General features: G+C 59.8%; 13 protein-coding genes and 1 tRNA gene. 13 read left to right on the forward strand and 1 reads right to left on the reverse strand.

The window, feature by feature from the left end; translation table 11 throughout:
• Positions 1–110: 110 nt before the first annotated feature.
• From D4A92_RS15640 to rpoC, 10 genes are all read left to right on the forward strand, one after another.
• The gene (locus D4A92_RS15640; protein WP_203015304.1) at positions 111–740 is read left to right on the forward strand and encodes a hypothetical protein; all 630 of its coding nucleotides are present in this window, start codon (positions 111–113) and stop codon (positions 738–740) included.
• A gap of 117 nt (positions 741–857) precedes the next feature.
• Positions 858–933, forward strand: a tRNA-Trp gene (locus D4A92_RS15645).
• Positions 934–1,112: 179 nt separating this feature from the next.
• The gene (gene secE / locus D4A92_RS15650; RefSeq protein WP_203015306.1) at positions 1,113–1,313 is read left to right on the forward strand and encodes a preprotein translocase subunit SecE; all 201 of its coding nucleotides are present in this window, start codon (positions 1,113–1,115) and stop codon (positions 1,311–1,313) included.
• Positions 1,314–1,329: 16 nt separating this feature from the next.
• Positions 1,330–1,860, forward strand: a complete 531-nt coding sequence (nusG, locus tag D4A92_RS15655; RefSeq protein ID WP_054149597.1) for a transcription termination/antitermination protein NusG — start codon at positions 1,330–1,332, stop codon at positions 1,858–1,860.
• 149 nt (positions 1,861–2,009) lie between these two features.
• Positions 2,010–2,441: a 50S ribosomal protein L11 gene (gene rplK, locus D4A92_RS15660; protein WP_006728786.1), complete on the forward strand. Its 432-nt coding sequence runs from the start codon at positions 2,010–2,012 to the stop codon at positions 2,439–2,441.
• 2 nt (positions 2,442–2,443) lie between these two features.
• Positions 2,444–3,139 carry a 50S ribosomal protein L1 gene (rplA, locus tag D4A92_RS15665; RefSeq protein ID WP_006728785.1) on the forward strand — a complete coding sequence of 232 codons (696 nt, stop codon included), beginning with the start codon at positions 2,444–2,446 and terminating at the stop codon, positions 3,137–3,139.
• 343 nt (positions 3,140–3,482) lie between these two features.
• The gene (gene rplJ / locus D4A92_RS15670; RefSeq protein ID WP_203015308.1) at positions 3,483–4,001 is read left to right on the forward strand and encodes a 50S ribosomal protein L10; all 519 of its coding nucleotides are present in this window, start codon (positions 3,483–3,485) and stop codon (positions 3,999–4,001) included.
• Between the two features lie 61 nt (positions 4,002–4,062).
• Positions 4,063–4,440 carry a 50S ribosomal protein L7/L12 gene (rplL, locus tag D4A92_RS15675; RefSeq protein ID WP_203015310.1) on the forward strand — a complete coding sequence of 126 codons (378 nt, stop codon included), beginning with the start codon at positions 4,063–4,065 and terminating at the stop codon, positions 4,438–4,440.
• Positions 4,441–4,686: 246 nt separating this feature from the next.
• A complete protein-coding gene (rpoB, locus tag D4A92_RS15680) occupies positions 4,687–8,820 on the forward strand; it encodes a DNA-directed RNA polymerase subunit beta (protein ID WP_203015312.1) in 4,134 nt (1,377 codons plus the stop codon).
• Positions 8,821–9,016: 196 nt separating this feature from the next.
• Positions 9,017–13,228, forward strand: coding sequence for a DNA-directed RNA polymerase subunit beta' (gene rpoC / locus D4A92_RS15685; protein WP_203015314.1), 4,212 nt, complete (start codon positions 9,017–9,019; stop codon positions 13,226–13,228).
• Between the two features lie 201 nt (positions 13,229–13,429).
• Here rpoC and D4A92_RS15690 read toward each other — a convergent pair whose 3' ends face one another.
• On the reverse strand, positions 13,430–13,723 hold the full coding sequence (locus D4A92_RS15690) for a hypothetical protein (RefSeq protein ID WP_054149591.1): 294 nt from the start codon (positions 13,721–13,723) through the stop codon (positions 13,430–13,432).
• Positions 13,724–14,231: 508 nt separating this feature from the next.
• Between D4A92_RS15690 and rpsL the strand changes: the two genes are divergently transcribed.
• The 3 genes from rpsL to fusA all read left to right on the forward strand — a co-directional run bounded on the left by rpsL (position 14,232) and on the right by fusA (position 17,292).
• Positions 14,232–14,603, forward strand: a complete 372-nt coding sequence (gene rpsL, locus D4A92_RS15695; protein WP_003507760.1) for a 30S ribosomal protein S12 — start codon at positions 14,232–14,234, stop codon at positions 14,601–14,603.
• 86 nt (positions 14,604–14,689) lie between these two features.
• On the forward strand, positions 14,690–15,160 hold the full coding sequence (gene rpsG / locus D4A92_RS15700; protein ID WP_006728778.1) for a 30S ribosomal protein S7: 471 nt from the start codon (positions 14,690–14,692) through the stop codon (positions 15,158–15,160).
• A 32-nt stretch (positions 15,161–15,192) separates the two neighbouring features.
• Positions 15,193–17,292, forward strand: a complete 2,100-nt coding sequence (gene fusA / locus D4A92_RS15705) for an elongation factor G (protein WP_203015319.1) — start codon at positions 15,193–15,195, stop codon at positions 17,290–17,292.
• Positions 17,293–17,318 lie beyond the last annotated feature (26 nt).

Consider the following 17,318-nt stretch of genomic DNA (forward strand, 5'->3'; position numbering starts at 1 on the left):
CATGCGCGTCTGCTACTTCTCCTCTGATTCCCGCTCGGTTACTTTTGAAACCATCCTGATTCGCCCTGGGCCCGTCATTGGCTGCGCCCCTTACGCCGGACGAACTGCCGATGGCACGCTCACCTCTCGCTACCTGGCTGCTGATTCTCTTGCCTCTCGTGCCATGGCCAGCTGCGGCGGAGGATAGCGCCTTTCTGTGGGCTGCGACGGGGTCTCCCGACGATCTCGGCCTTCGCACCGGCGTTGCCCTCGATATGCCCGGGCGCCCACGGCTCGGCGCCGAATCGAACCTGCGCCGCGCCACCCCTACCAATTCAGGCACGTCTCATCCGCCGATGCGCCTCTGGGGTGAGGTTGATCTCCGCAGGGCTGCGGCTAATCCGGCCTCCGTCGGTCTCACGGTCGATCTCGTCAGTGGTGCGGCCCGTGCAACACTCCGTCAATCCCGCGCACTGATGGACGAGGGGCCGGCGACCCTGTCTCTCGACCGGGCGCTCGAGGCCGCGCGCCGCACGGACGGCGATGCGGTCTTCACCGCCCGCCAGAATCTCCGGCTTTTCTTTGGCGGGATCGACACCACTGTGACAGGCGGCGTGGTGATGGACAGTGCCGCGCCGTTTCACGCCGAATTCGCCGTGGAGAAGCGCCTGCAGGCCGGCATCAAGCTGCGCGCAGTTATCTCCGATATCGCGTACGAACCTGCCGCGCGGGTCAATGCCCGGTTTGAGCGGCACTGGTGAGCGATGCCATTGGCCGCTCTGTGAAAAGCAGAAAAAAGACACTTGCCAATCCGGCGCGCCCGCCTTAAAGGGTGCTCCATGCCTCGGACGGGAGCGTTCCGGTCCGATGTAAGGCTTAGGGGTATAGCTCAGTTGGTAGAGCGGCGGTCTCCAAAACCGCAGGTCGTCGGTTCAAGCCCGGCTGCCCCTGCCAAGTCGCACGGCGCGCATCATGCTGCGACGAGCATAAGGATCTGGCAAAGCCGAAAGAGTGCTGGAGACGATTTCCTCTTGTGAAAAGGGGAATCGGTCTCTATGTAGGGTTCAAACAGACACGCGGTGCGTGGGGCTGACGAAGGTCGGCTTTACGCGCCGTCGATGCGTGGGCAATAAATGGCATCCAAGGGTAATCCATTCGCGTTTCTGCAGCAGGTACGCTCCGAGACGTCCAAGGTGACGTGGCCCTCGCGCCGCGAAACAGTGATTTCGACGCTCATGGTCCTGGCGATGGTGTTTTTCGCGGCGCTGTTTTTCTTCGGCGCGGACCAGCTGATCAGCTGGTTGCTCGGCCTTGTGCTGAGTGTCGGCAATTAATCGGGCGGAGACGAACATGGCGGCACGTTGGTACATCGTCCACGCGTATTCAAATTTTGAGAAGAAGGTCGCGGAAGACATCGAGAACAAGGCCAAGCAGAAGGGTCTTGATCATCTCTTCGAAAAGATCCTCGTCCCGACCGAAAAGGTCGTCGAGGTTCGTCGCGGCCGCAAGGTGGATAGCGAACGCAAGTTCTTCCCGGGCTACGTCATGGTGCGGGCAAACCTGACGGACGAAGCCTATCACCTGATCAAGAATACCCCGAAGGTCACGGGCTTCCTTGGTTCCGACAACAAGCCGGTTCCGATTCCGGATTTCGAGGCTGAGCGCATCCTGGGCCAGGTCCAGGAAGGCGTCGAGCGTCCGAAGTCCTCCGTGTCCTTCGAAATCGGCGAACAGGTTCGCGTCTCCGACGGTCCTTTCGCCTCCTTCAACGGGATCGTCCAGGACGTGGACGAGGAGCGTTCGCGCCTCAAGGTCGAGGTTTCGATCTTCGGTCGCGCGACCCCCGTCGAGCTCGAATACGGTCAGGTCGAAAAGGTCTGATCGGAAGAGGGGAGGCAACTCCCCGACCCGCGTGGGAGGATGGCGGTCTCTTAAGCCGGACCGTCCAGACGCACCACGCAACCGCAGCCGCCAACGTGATGTTGGCATACTGGATCGGGAAACCGGTCTGAAATGAAAGGCAGAGAGTAATGGCTAAGAAAGTTGCAGGCCAGCTCAAGCTCCAGGTCAAGGCAGGATCGGCTAACCCGTCCCCGCCGATCGGCCCGGCTCTTGGTCAGCGTGGCATTAACATCATGGAATTCTGCAAGGCGTTCAATGCCGCCACGCAGGAAATGGAAAAGGGTATGCCGATCCCGGTCGTCATCACCTATTACCAGGACAAGTCCTTCACCTTCGCAATGAAGCAGCCGCCGGTCACCTACTGGCTGAAGAAGGAAGCAAAGATCACCTCTGGCTCGAAGACTCCGGGCAAGGGTGCGAAGGTCGGTACGATCACCAAGGCGCAGGTCCGTGCAATTGCCGAAGGCAAGATGAAGGATCTGAACGCCGCCGACATCGAAGGCGCAATGCTGATGGTTGAGGGCTCTGCCCGCTCCATGGGCCTGGAAGTGGTAGGTTGATCATGGCCAAGGTAGCAAAGCGTATTCAGAAGATCCGCGAAGGCGTGGACCCGACCAAGCTGGTCGCCCTCTCCGACGCCATCTCGATGGTCAAGGAACGTGCCGTCGCCAAGTTCGACGAAACGATCGAAATCGCCATGAACCTCGGCGTCGACCCGCGCCACGCAGACCAGATGGTCCGCGGCGTGGTCAACCTGCCGAACGGTACGGGCCGTGACGTTCGCGTCGCCGTCTTCGCACGTGGCGCCAAGGCTGACGAAGCCAAGGCTGCTGGTGCAGACATCGTCGGCGCCGAAGACCTGCTCGAAATCGTCCAGGGCGGCAAGATCGACTTCGATCGCTGCATCGCGACCCCGGACATGATGCCGCTCGTCGGCCGTCTCGGTAAGGTTCTCGGCCCGCGTGGCATGATGCCGAACCCGAAGGTCGGTACAGTGACCATGGACGTCGCTGGTGCCGTCAAGGCTTCCAAGGGCGGTGCCGTCGAGTTCCGCGTCGAGAAGGCTGGTATCGTCCACGCCGGCATCGGCAAGGCTTCCTTCGACGCCAAGGCGCTCGAAGAAAACATCAAGGCCTTCGCTGACGCCGTCATCAAGGCAAAGCCGGCTGGCGCCAAGGGCAACTACGTCAAGCGCGTAGCGATCTCCTCGACCATGGGTCCGGGCGTCAAGATCGATCCGTCGACGGTTGCCGTCTGATCATGAATTCGGCCGGAGTGTCATGCTCCGGTCCACCAAGTTTCCGGCCTTTCGGGGCCGGAAATGTCTGGTTCTAAAGACCAGACACTCCTGTCCGAGATTGTGGGTGGCCTCAGGGCCTTAATGATTGCCCTCATGAGACGGGTAAGATCCGTATTTAAACGTCTGATGACGTCTTGAAGTTCGGTTCGAGCCTTATTCGCCTTATGCCTGGAGCGTGCTCCAAGCAGAGGGGACAGGATCCTCAAGCGTCGCTCGGGGTCCGACATGTTTGGATCCCTTGAGGCAAAGGCAAACCCGGTGGGGCCTGCAGGATTGCGGTCCCATCAACTGGAGACAGACAGTGGAAAGAGCGGAAAAGCGCGAATTTGTCACGGAGCTGAACGAAGTCTTCAAGGCTTCCGGTTCGGTTGTCGTGGCCCACTATGCTGGTGTCACAGTTGCGCAGATGAACGATTTTCGTTCGAAGATGCGCGCTGCTGGCGGCACCGTCAAAGTCGCGAAGAACCGTCTGGCCAAGATCGCTCTTCAGGGCACGGAAGCCGAAGGGATGAGCAATCTCTTCAAGGGTCAGACGCTGATCGCATACAGCGAAGACCCGATCGTGGCTCCCAAGGTCGTCATGGATTTCGCCAAGACCAACGACAAGATCGTTGTGCTCGGTGGTTCCATGGGCTCGACCACGCTGAACGCTGAAGCAGTCAAGTCGCTTGCGACCCTGCCTTCGCTGGACGAACTGCGCGCAAAGCTGCTGGGTATGATTCAGACCCCGGCAACCCGCATCGCAGGCGTTGTACAGGCCCCGGCTTCGCAGCTGGCGCGCGTTTTTGCGGCCTACGCAAAGAAGGACGAAGCCGCTTAAGGCGGTTTTTCGCTGTTCAATATTCAAACCAGTTCGAACCGAACTCTAAAGGACTAGTAAAATGGCTGATCTCGCTAAGATCGTAGAAGACCTCTCCTCGCTGACCGTTCTGGAAGCTGCTGAGCTTTCCAAGATGCTCGAAGAAAAGTGGGGCGTTTCGGCTGCTGCTCCCGTAGCTGTTGCTGCTGCTGGTGGCGGCGCTGCTCCGGCTGCTGCTGAAGAAGAAAAGACCGAATTCGACGTTATCCTCGTTGACGCTGGCGCCAACAAGATCAACGTGATCAAGGAAGTCCGCGGCATCACCGGCCTCGGCCTCAAGGAAGCCAAGGACCTCGTCGAAGGCGCTCCGAAGCCGGTCAAGGAAGCCGTTTCGAAGGCTGAAGCTGCCGACCTCAAGAAGAAGCTTGAAGACGCCGGCGCTAAGGTCGACGTTAAGTAATATCGGAATGCGGCGGGGGAAGTTTCTTCTCCCGCCCGTTTCCTCCGAACATATTACCCAGGAACCGTATGAAAACGGTTCCTGGGTAATGGGTTCTCAAGAGGATGGTCTTGACCCGCGCGCCCGGCAAACCGGCCGGCCGTCCGGATCTCGAGACGAGATTGAACGATCCATTTTTTGACGGAGCCGCCTGGCCAGCGGTCACCGTCTGTTGCAGGCCCGGGTGCAAACTGACAAGGAGCGACGATGGCTCAGACCCTTACCTTTAACGGTCGCAGGCGCGTACGCAAGTTTTTCGGAAAAATTCCAGAAGTCGCAGAAATGCCGAACCTCATTGAGGTTCAGAAGGCATCTTATGACCAGTTCCTCATGGTTGACGAGCCCAAGGGTGGCCGTCCCGACGAGGGGCTGAATGCCGTTTTCAAGTCCGTCTTCCCGATCACCGATTTCTCCGGTGCATCGATGCTGGAATTCGTCTCTTACGAATTCGAGCAGCCGAAGTTCGACGTCGACGAATGCCGTCAGCGCGACCTGACCTATGCCGCACCGCTCAAGGTCACGCTTCGGCTGATCGTGTTCGATATTGACGAGGATACGGGCGCACGCTCGATCAAGGACATCAAGGAACAGTCCGTCTACATGGGCGACATGCCTCTGATGACCAACAACGGTACCTTCATCGTCAACGGTACCGAGCGCGTCATCGTCTCCCAGATGCACCGCTCGCCGGGCGTCTTCTTTGACCATGACAAGGGCAAGTCCCACTCGTCTGGCAAGCTGCTGTTCGCTGCGCGCGTCATCCCCTATCGCGGTTCCTGGCTCGACATCGAGTTCGACGCCAAGGACATCGTGCACGCACGTATCGACCGTCGCCGCAAGATCCCCGTGACCTCGCTGCTGATGGCGCTTGGCATGGACGGCGAAGAAATCCTGTCGACCTTCTACTCGAAGTCCGTCTATGAGCGTGACGGCAAGGGCTGGCGCTTCCCGTTCAACCCTGAGACCCTCAAGGGTGCGAAGGCGATCTCCGACCTCATCGACGCCGACAGCGGCGAAGTTGTCGTCGAAGGCGGCAAGAAGCTGACCCCGCGTCTCCTGCGCCAGTTAACCGACAAGGGCTTGAAGTTCCTGAAGGCATCGGACGAAGACCTGTTCGGCAACTACCTTGCCGAAGACCTGGTCAACATGTCGACCGGCGAAATCTACATGGAAGCCGGCGCAGAGATCGACGAGAAGACGCTCCCGCAGATTCTCGACTCGGGCTTCGAAGAGATTCCGGTTCTCGGCATCGACCACATCAATGTAGGCGCCTACATCCGCAACACGCTTGCCGCCGACAAGAACGAGAACCGTCAGGACGCGCTGTTCGACATCTACCGCGTCATGCGTCCGGGTGAGCCGCCGACCATGGACTCGGCGGAAGCCATGTTCCAGTCGCTGTTCTTCGACGCCGAGCGTTACGACCTGTCGGCCGTTGGTCGCGTCAAGATGAACATGCGTCTCGACCTCGACTGCCCGGATACCGTCCGCGTTCTGCGCAAGGACGACATCCTGGCCGTGGTCAAGATGCTGGTCGAACTGCGTGATGGCAAGGGCGAGATCGACGACATCGACAACCTCGGCAACCGTCGCGTTCGCTCCGTCGGCGAGCTGATGGAAAACCAGTACCGTCTCGGCCTGCTCCGCATGGAGCGCGCGATCAAGGAACGCATGTCGTCGATCGAAATCGACACCGTCATGCCGCAGGACCTGATCAACGCCAAGCCGGCTGCTGCTGCTGTCCGCGAATTCTTCGGCTCCTCGCAGCTGTCGCAGTTCATGGACCAGGTGAACCCGCTGTCGGAAATCACCCACAAGCGCCGTCTCTCGGCTCTTGGACCGGGTGGTCTGACCCGCGAGCGTGCAGGCTTCGAAGTCCGCGACGTTCACCCGACCCACTACGGCCGTATCTGCCCGATTGAAACGCCTGAGGGCCCGAACATCGGTCTGATCAACTCGCTCGCCACCTTCGCACGGGTCAACAAGTACGGCTTCATCGAAAGCCCGTACCGCAAGATCATCGACGGTAAGGTGACGATGGACGTGGTCTATCTGTCGGCAATGGAAGAAGCCAAGTACTACGTGGCCCAGGCCAACTCAGAGCTGACGGCCGATGGCCAGTTCGTCGAAGAGTTCGTCGTTTGCCGTCATGCTGGCGAAGTCATGCTGTCCCCGCGCGACACCATTAACCTGATGGACGTCTCGCCGAAGCAGCTGGTTTCGGTCGCGGCCGCTCTCATTCCGTTCCTCGAAAACGACGACGCCAACCGCGCTCTCATGGGCTCGAACATGCAGCGTCAGGCCGTGCCGCTTCTGCGTGCCGAAGCCCCGTTCGTTGGAACCGGCATGGAGCCGATCGTGGCTCGTGACTCCGGCGCTGCCATCGGCGCCCGTCGCGGCGGCGTGGTCGACCAGGTCGACGCGACCCGTATCGTTATCCGCGCCACGGAAGATCTCGATCCGTCCAAGTCGGGCGTCGACATCTACCGTCTGCAGAAGTTCCAGCGCTCGAACCAGAACACCTGCGTCAACCAGCGCCCGCTGGTGACCGTTGGCGACATCGTCAACAAGGGTGACATCATCGCGGACGGTCCGTCGACCGACCTCGGCGATCTGGCACTTGGCCGTAACGCGCTCGTCGCGTTCATGCCCTGGAACGGCTACAACTATGAGGACTCGATCCTCATGTCGGAGCGCATCGTTTCGGAAGATGTCTTCACCTCGATCCACATCGAGGAATTCGAAGTCATGGCCCGCGACACCAAGCTTGGTCCGGAAGAAATCACGCGCGACATTCCGAACGTTTCGGAAGAAGCGCTGAAGAACCTCGACGAAGCCGGTATCGTCTACATCGGTGCCGAAGTTCAGCCGGGCGACATCCTGGTCGGCAAGATCACGCCGAAGGGCGAAAGCCCGATGACGCCGGAAGAAAAGCTTCTGCGCGCCATCTTCGGTGAAAAGGCCTCTGACGTTCGCGACACCTCCATGCGCATGCCGCCCGGCACGTTTGGTACCGTCGTCGAAGTTCGCGTCTTCAATCGCCACGGCGTTGAGAAGGACGAGCGCGCGATGGCCATCGAGCGCGAGGAAATCGAACGCCTCGCCAAGGACCGTGACGACGAACAGGCGATCCTCGACCGTAACGTCTACGGCCGTCTGATCGACATGCTCCGTGGTCAGGTCTCGATCGCAGGTCCCAAGGGCTTCAAGAAGGGCGTCGAACTCACCAACGCCGTCGTCTCCGAATATCCCCGCTCGCAGTGGTGGATGTTTGCAGTCGAAGACGAAAAGGTGCAGGGCGAACTCGAAGCGCTCCGCGGCCAGTACGACGAATCCAAGTCGCGCCTTGAACAGCGCTTCATGGACAAGGTCGAAAAGGTCCAGCGCGGCGACGAAATGCCTCCGGGCGTCATGAAGATGGTCAAGGTCTTCGTTGCTGTGAAGCGCAAGATCCAGCCAGGCGACAAGATGGCGGGCCGTCACGGCAACAAGGGTGTTGTCTCGCGCATCGTACCGGTCGAGGACATGCCGTTCCTCGAAGATGGCACGCATGTCGACATCGTCTTGAACCCGCTCGGCGTTCCCTCGCGTATGAACGTCGGTCAGATCCTTGAAACCCACCTTGCCTGGGCTTGCGCCGGCATGGGTAAGAAGATCGGTCAGATGCTTGAGGACTATCGCAAGCACCTCGACATCACCGATCTGCGCAAGGAACTGACGGAGATCTACGAGTCGGAAGCGCATGACGAAGTGAAGCACTTCGACGACGACGCACTCGTCAAGCTTGCCGAAGAAGCCAAGCGCGGCGTATCCATCGCCACGCCGGTCTTCGACGGTGCGCATGAAAGCGACGTCTCCGAGATGCTGACGCGTGCAGGTCTCAACCCGTCTGGTCAGTCGACCTTGTATGATGGTCGTACCGGTGAAGCCTTCGACCGTCAGGTCACCGTCGGCTACATGTACATGATCAAGCTGAACCACCTTGTCGACGACAAGATCCACGCCCGCTCGATCGGCCCGTACTCGCTCGTCACCCAGCAGCCGCTCGGTGGTAAGGCGCAGTTCGGCGGTCAGCGCTTCGGGGAAATGGAAGTCTGGGCGCTCGAGGCCTACGGTGCTGCATACACCCTGCAGGAAATGCTCACCGTGAAGTCGGACGACGTGGCCGGCCGTACCAAGGTCTACGAGGCGATCGTCCGTGGCGACGACACCTTCGAGGCCGGTATTCCGGAAAGCTTCAACGTTCTCGTCAAGGAAATGCGCTCTCTCGGCCTTTCCGTCGAACTCGAGAACTCGAAGCTTCTGCCGGAAGACGGCCAGCTGCCCGACGCAGCCGAGTAAGTTTGACAAGGCGTGCGTGGCGTAAGATCGCCGCGCACGCCATTCCCGGCTCGCCCCGAAGGCCAATATCGGGACGGGAAGGGGAGTTTCGCCGCATTTCGCGGTTATTGTCATTTCAGGGTCCGGCGCGGCATCCCGGGAATTCGCCGCCACCGCGACCCAATCGAGGGCTCTCTGCCCCATCAAGGAGACAGGCATGAACCAAGAGGTCATGAACCTTTTCAACCCGACAGTGCCGGCCCAGCACTTCGACTCCATCCGGATCTCGATCGCGAGCCCGGAAAAGATCCTTTCCTGGTCTTACGGCGAGATCAAGAAGCCGGAAACCATCAACTACCGTACGTTCAAGCCCGAGCGTGACGGCCTTTTCTGCGCGCGTATCTTTGGACCGATCAAGGACTACGAATGCCTGTGCGGCAAGTACAAGCGCATGAAGTACAAGGGCATTATCTGCGAAAAGTGCGGCGTCGAAGTTACGCTGTCGCGCGTTCGCCGCGAGCGCATGGGCCACATTGAGCTCGCAGCCCCGGTCGCCCACATCTGGTTCCTGAAGTCGCTGCCGTCGCGCATCTCCACGCTCTTGGACATGACGCTGAAGGATGTCGAGCGCGTTCTCTACTTCGAGAACTACATCGTGACCGAGCCGGGCCTGACCTCGCTCAAGGAAAACCAGCTGCTCTCTGAAGAAGAGTACATGATGGCCGTCGACGAGTTCGGCGAAGACCAGTTCACCGCCATGATCGGCGCTGAAGCCATCTACGAGATGCTGGCCTCGATGAACCTCGAGAAGATCGCTGGCGATCTGCGTGCTGATCTGGCTGAGACCACCTCGGATCTCAAGCAGAAGAAGCTGATGAAGCGCCTGAAGATCGTCGAGAACTTCATGGAATCCGGCAACCGTCCGGAATGGATGATCATGAAGGTCGTTCCGGTCATCCCACCGGATCTGCGCCCGCTGGTTCCGCTGGATGGCGGCCGCTTCGCGACGTCTGACCTGAACGATCTCTATCGTCGCGTCATCAACCGTAACAACCGTCTGAAGCGCCTGATCGAACTGCGCGCGCCTGGCATCATCATCCGCAACGAAAAGCGCATGCTGCAGGAATCTGTAGACGCGCTCTTCGACAACGGCCGTCGCGGCCGCGTCATCACCGGCGCCAACAAGCGTCCGCTGAAGTCGCTGTCCGACATGCTCAAGGGCAAGCAGGGCCGCTTCCGCCAGAACCTGCTCGGCAAGCGCGTCGACTATTCCGGTCGTTCGGTCATCGTGACGGGTCCGGAACTGAAGCTGCACCAGTGCGGCCTGCCGAAGAAGATGGCGCTCGAACTGTTCAAGCCGTTCATCTACGCTCGCCTCGACGCTAAGGGTTACTCCTCGACCGTCAAGCAGGCCAAGAAGCTGGTTGAAAAGGAAAAGCCTGAGGTCTGGGATATCCTCGACGAGGTTATCCGCGAGCATCCGGTGCTCTTGAACCGCGCACCGACGCTGCACCGCCTGGGCATCCAGGCCTTCGAACCGATCCTGGTCGAAGGCAAGGCTATCCAGCTGCACCCGCTCGTCTGCACGGCCTTCAACGCCGACTTCGACGGTGACCAGATGGCCGTTCACGTGCCGCTGTCGCTCGAAGCTCAGCTCGAAGCCCGCGTCCTGATGATGTCGACGAACAACATCCTGCACCCGGCTAACGGTCAGCCGATCATCGTTCCTTCGCAGGATATGGTTCTCGGCCTCTACTATCTGTCGATCCAGAACCAGAACGAACCGGGCGAAGGCATGGCTTTCTCCGACATGGGCGAACTGCACCACGCTCTGGAAAACAAGATCGTCACGCTGCACGCCAAGATCCGTGGCCGCTTCAAGACCGTCGACGCCGAGGGCAACCCGGTTTCGAAGATCTATGAAACCACGCCTGGCCGCATGATCATCGGCGAACTTCTTCCGAAGAACGTCAACGTGCCCTTCGACATCTGCAACCAGGAAATGACCAAGAAGAACATCTCCAAGATGATCGACACGGTCTACCGCCATTGCGGCCAGAAGGACACGGTCATCTTCTGCGACCGCATCATGCAGCTCGGCTTCACCCACGCCTGCAAGGCTGGCATTTCGTTCGGCAAGGACGACATGATCATCCCGGAAACCAAGGCGAAGATTGTTGGCGACACCGAAACGCTGGTCAAGGAATACGAGCAGCAGTACAACGACGGCCTGATCACTCAGGGCGAGAAGTACAACAAGGTCGTTGATGCCTGGGGCAAGGCCACCGAAAAGGTTGCCGAAGACATGATGGCCCGCATTAAGGCTGTCGAGTTCGACCCGGAAACCAACCGCCAGAAGCCGATGAACGCCATCTACATGATGTCGCACTCGGGTGCTCGTGGTTCACCGAACCAGATGCGTCAGCTGGGCGGCATGCGCGGCCTCATGGCCAAGCCGTCGGGCGAAATCATCGAGACGCCGATCATCTCGAACTTCAAGGAAGGTCTGACCGTTAACGAGTACTTCAACTCGACCCACGGTGCCCGTAAGGGCCTCGCAGACACCGCTCTGAAGACCGCGAACTCCGGTTACCTGACCCGTCGTCTCGTCGACGTGGCCCAGGATTGCATCGTCAACCTCGTGGATTGCGGCACCGACAAGGGCCTCACCATGACAGCGATCGTTGATGCCGGTCAGGTGGTTGCCTCCATCGGTGCCCGCGTTCTCGGTCGCACGGCCCTCGATGATATCGATCATCCTGTTACGGGTGAGCGCATCGTTGATGCCGGCAAGATGATCCTTGAGCCCGATGTCATCGAGATCGAAAAGGCTGGTATCCAGTCGATCCGCATCCGTTCGGCCCTGACCTGCGAAGTTCAGACCGGCGTTTGCTCGATCTGCTACGGCCGCGACCTAGCACGCGGTACGCCCGTCAACATGGGCGAAGCCGTCGGCGTTATCGCCGCACAGTCGATCGGCGAGCCGGGCACCCAGCTCACCATGCGTACCTTCCACTTGGGCGGTACCGCGACCGTGGTCGACCAGTCGTTCCTTGAAGCCTCGTACGAAGGTACGGTGCAGATCAAGAACCGCAACATGCTGCGCAATTCCGATGGCACCCTGATCGCCATGGGCCGCAGCATGGCCGTGATGATCCTCGACGAACGTGGTGTCGAGCGGTCCTCGCAGCGCGTGGCCTATGGTTCGAAGGTCTTCGTTGACGACGGCGACAAGGTGAAGCGCGGCCAGCGTCTGGCCGAGTGGGATCCATACACGCGCCCGATCATGACGGAAGTCGAGGGTATCGTGCATTTCGAGGACGTCGTCGACGGTATCTCGGTGCTCGAAGCCACCGACGAGTCGACCGGCATCACCAAGCGTCAGGTTATCGACTGGCGTTCGACCCCGCGCGGTACGGACCTCAAGCCGGCAATCGTCATCAAGGATGCCAGCGGCAATGTTCTGAAGGTGGCCCGTGGCGGCGAAGCCCGGTTCCAGCTCTCGGTCGACGCGATCCTGTCCGTCGAGCCTGGTCAGAAGGTCTCCCAGGGTGACGTGCTTGCACGTTCGCCGCTGGAAAGCGCCAAGACCAAGGACATCACCGGTGGTCTGCCGCGCGTTGCCGAACTGTTCGAAGCCCGTCGTCCGAAGGACCATGCCATCATCGCTGAGATCGATGGTACGATCCGCCTCGGCCGCGACTACAAGAACAAGCGTCGCGTCATCATCGAGCCGGCTGAAGACGGTGTCGAGCCTGTCGAATACCTGATCCCGAAGGGCAAGCCCTTCCACCTTCAGGAAGGCGACTATATCGAAAAGGGTGACTACATCCTCGACGGTAACCCGGCTCCGCACGACATCCTGGCGATCAAGGGCGTCGAGGCACTTGCCTCGTATCTGGTCAACGAAATCCAGGAAGTCTACCGTCTGCAGGGCGTTGTGATCAACGACAAGCACATCGAGGTGATCGTTCGCCAGATGCTTCAGAAGGTCGAGATCACCGACGCTGGCGACAGCCACTACATCGTGGGTGACAACGTCGACCGGATCGAACTCGACGACAACAACGACCGGCTGGTCGAAGAGGGCAAGAAGCCGGCATACGGCGATCCGGTCCTTCTCGGCATCACCAAGGCCTCGCTGCAGACGCCGTCGTTCATCTCGGCCGCATCCTTCCAGGAAACCACCAAGGTTCTCACGGAAGCTGCGATCGCCGGCAAGACCGACACGTTGCAGGGCCTGAAGGAAAACGTCATCGTTGGCCGTCTGATCCCGGCCGGTACCGGTGGTACCATGACGCAGATCCGCCGCATCGCCACGTCTCGCGACGACCTCATCCTCGAGGAACGCAAGAAGGGCACCGGCGCAGACGTCGCAACGCCGATGCTGCAGAACCTCGCTGGCGAAAGCGCTCCTGCCGCCGAGTAATCGGGAGCTGGACCGTTCTGAACCGAGAAAGACCGCCCGGAGCCATCTCCGGGCGGTCTTTTCGTTCCGACTCTTAGTGGGGAGGGCGGGCATCTGCCGCGCTTGCGGCTGCCGTCGCCACGAGCATGCGTCTTGAAACACGCAACGAAAAAGGCCGGTCGATGGACCGGCCTCTGGCTCTGCGGCTGTGTGGGTGTAATCTCAGGCGAAACGGATGATCGCGACTTCACCTTCGAGCGCGCCCTGATAGGCTGAGGCATGCGGCTCTTCGTCCGGCGCACCCGTGATCATGCCGATCTGGTCGAGGTCGGCTTCCAGGAAGCCTTCTTCAGAGAGCGCGTTCAGCGTCAGACGCACGGCCGTGTCATCGTCGGGGGCGGTCAGCATGACGTGCAGGTCGATCGGCTGGCCGCCTTCGGTCTCATAGGCCTTGGCGATGACGATGAACACCATCGGCTCGTCGCGATTGTTGTCATTGTCGGGGCTGGTGATCATGGCGCCTGGTCTTCCTGTTGTGCCGGATCGATTCTTTTGCCGCGGCCGATTCGACACACGGTGAGGGCGGTTGACCCTCTGTCTCTACCTATCTAGAAGTTTCGCGGCGCAAGCCAAGCCAAATCGTCTTCGCATCTCCGTTTTCCCATGCCGAAACCGCCAGACTCCCGGCCGGGCAGGGGGCTCAGGGCATTAATTGCGAGATGTGACTTGACGTTAAGGGGGGAAAACAGTAGTACCCCGGCCATCGGAGCCCATGTGAGATCGCATTTTTCGGGACGACTCGTCCTGAAGTTCATCTCAAACAGGTCTCCAAACGCACGTTGACGACACAAATGCTGCTCGCACGACGCACTCTTTCAGTGCGTCCTCTGTCTTTTGTGGTCCATCCGCGAAAACGGGTCGGGCCACATTTTGCGCATGAAGAAAACTGTGCGGCCGCCGCCGGAAACGGCAAACCAACAGGGCCTGAAAGGGCTTGAGACTAGATTTTGCAAGGGATGGGTATATGCCTACCGTAAACCAGCTGATCCGCAAGCCTCGTCAGGCACAGGTAAAGCGCAATAAGGTTCCTGCTCTGCAGGAAAACCCGCAGAAGCGTGGCGTTTGCACCCGCGTCTACACCACGACCCCGAAGAAGCCGAACTCGGCTCTCCGTAAGGTTGCCAAGATCCGCCTGACCAATGGCTTCGAAGTCATCGGCTACATTCCGGGTGAAGGTCACAACCTGCAGGAACACTCTGTCGTCATGATCCGTGGCGGCCGCGTAAAGGACTTGCCGGGTGTTCGTTACCACATCATCCGCGGCGTTCTCGACACCCAGGGCGTCAAGAACCGTAAGCAGCGCCGTTCGAAGTACGGTGCGAAGCGTCCGAAGTAAGCTTCGGTCCTTCATTCACAAGATACCGGCGCTGCGCGAGGTTCTCCGCGTGATAAAGCGTCCCTAACCGTTGAGAGACAAATAGTATGTCCCGTCGCCACAGTGCAGAAAAGCGCGAAATCAATCCGGACCCGAAGTTCGGCGATCTCGTCGTCACCAAGTTCATGAACGCCATCATGCTTCACGGCAAGAAGTCGGTCGCTGAGAGCATCGTCTACGGTGCCTTTGACGTCGTTCAGAACAAGTCCAAGCAGGAACCGATTGCGATCTTCCATCAGGCGCTCGACAACGTCGCGCCGCATGTTGAAGTCCGCTCGCGCCGCGTTGGTGGTGCGACCTACCAGGTCCCGGTCGATGTTCGTCCGGAGCGCCGTCAGGCTCTCGCGATCCGCTGGCTGATCACCGCTGCCCGCAAGCGCAACGAGACCACTATGGTCGACCGCCTTTCCGGCGAGCTGCTCGACGCAGCGAACAACCGCGGTAGCGCCGTCAAGAAGCGCGAAGACACCCACAAGATGGCCGATGCAAACCGCGCCTTCTCGCATTACCGCTGGTAATCAACCGATCGAATATCGAAAGGCAGTCCGTTATGGCTCGCGAATATAAAATCGAAGACTACCGCAACTTCGGCATCATGGCGCACATTGACGCCGGCAAGACCACGACCACCGAGCGTATCCTCTATTACACCGGTAAGTCGCACAAGATCGGCGAAGTTCATGACGGCGCAGCCACCATGGACTGGATGGAGCAGGAGCAGGAGCGTGGCATCACGATCACCTCGGCTGCCACGACGACCTTCTGGAAGGGTCGCGACGGCAAGATGCGCCGCTTCAACATCATCGACACCCCCGGCCACGTTGACTTCACCATCGAAGTCGAGCGTTCGCTGCGCGTTCTCGACGGTGCAGTAGCCCTTCTCGACGCCAATGCTGGCGTTGAGCCGCAGACCGAAACCGTCTGGCGTCAGGCTGAAAAGTACCACGTCCCTCGGATGATCTTCTGCAACAAGATGGACAAGACCGGCGCTGACTTCTACCGCTCGGTAGAAATGATCAAGACCCGTCTCGGCGCCACCGCAGTTGTCATGCAGCTCCCGATCGGCGCTGAGTCCGAGTTCAAGGGCGTTGTCGACCTGATCGAGATGAACGCTCTCGTCTGGCGTGACGAGTCCCTCGGCGCTGCCTGGGACGTTGTCGAAATCCCGGACGATCTGAAGGACAAGGCCGAAGAATATCGCGAAAAGCTGATCGAGACCGTTGTCGAGATCGACGAACAGGCGATGGAAGACTACCTGAACGGCATCATGCCTGATAACGACAAGATCCGTGCCCTGGTTCGCCGCGGCACCATCGACGTCAAGTTCCATCCGATGTTCTGCGGTACCGCCTTCAAGAATAAGGGCGTTCAGCCGCTGCTCGACGCCGTCGTCGAATACCTGCCTTCGCCGCTGGACATCCCGGCGATCAAGGGTATCGACTTCAAGACGGAAGCCGAGATCGAGCGTCATGCTGACGACGCAGAGCCGCTCGCCATGCTCGCGTTCAAGATCATGAACGACCCCTTCGTCGGTTCGCTCACCTTCGCACGCATCTATTCGGGCAAGCTCGAAAAGGGCGTGTCGGTTCTGAACACGGTCAAGGACAAGCGCGAGCGCGTCGGCCGCATGCTGCAGATGCATTCCAACAGCCGTGAAGACATCGAAGAAGCCTTTGCAGGCGACATCGTTGCTCTCGCTGGCCTCAAGGAAACGACGACAGGCGACACGCTCTGCGATCCCCTGAAGCCGGTTATCCTCGAGCGCATGGAATTCCCCGAGCCGGTCATTCAGATCGCGATCGAGCCGAAGACCAAGGGCGACCAGGAAAAGATGGGTCTTGCGCTCAACCGCCTGGCTGCTGAAGATCCGTCGTTCCGCGTCAAGACTGACCAGGAGTCGGGCCAGACCATCATCGCCGGCATGGGCGAGCTTCACCTCGACATTCTCGTTGACCGTATGCGTCGCGAGTTCAAGGTTGAAGCAACCGTTGGTGCTCCGCAGGTTGCTTACCGTGAGACGATCACGCGTCAGCACGAAGAAGACTACACGCACAAGAAGCAGTCTGGTGGTACCGGTCAGTTCGCGCGCGTCAAGCTCGTCTTCGAACCGAACCCGGATGGCGAAGACTTCAAGTTCGAGTCCAAGATCGTCGGTGGTGCAGTTCCGAAGGAATACATCCCGGGCGTTCAGAAGGGTATCGAAAGCGTTCTGTCGTCTGGTCCGCTCGCCGGCTTCCCGATGCTCGGCGTCAAGGCCACCCTCATCGACGGTGCCTTCCACGACGTCGACTCGTCGGTTCTCGCCTTCGAAATCGCATCGCGTGCCTGCTTCCGTGAAGCAGCCAAGAAGGCTGGCGCACAGTTGCTCGAGCCGATGATGAAGGTCGAAGTGGTAACACCTGAAGATTACGTCGGTGACGTGATCGGTGACCTGAACTCGCGTCGCGGTCAGATCCAGGGCCAGGAACAGCGCGGCATCGCGATCGTGATCAATGCTCACGTCCCGCTCGCCAACATGTTCAAGTACGTCGACAACCTGCGCTCCATGTCGCAGGGCCGCGCACAGTACTCGATGACCTTCGATCACTACGCACCGGTCCCGTCGAACGTTGCTGCTGAAATCCAGGCTAAGTATTCCGGTCAGAAGTGACCGGGATACCCCGACCGTCCAATTGA

Origin of the sequence: Rhizobium rosettiformans, assembly GCF_016806065.1 — a bacterium.
Lineage (GTDB): Bacteria > Pseudomonadota > Alphaproteobacteria > Rhizobiales > Rhizobiaceae > Allorhizobium.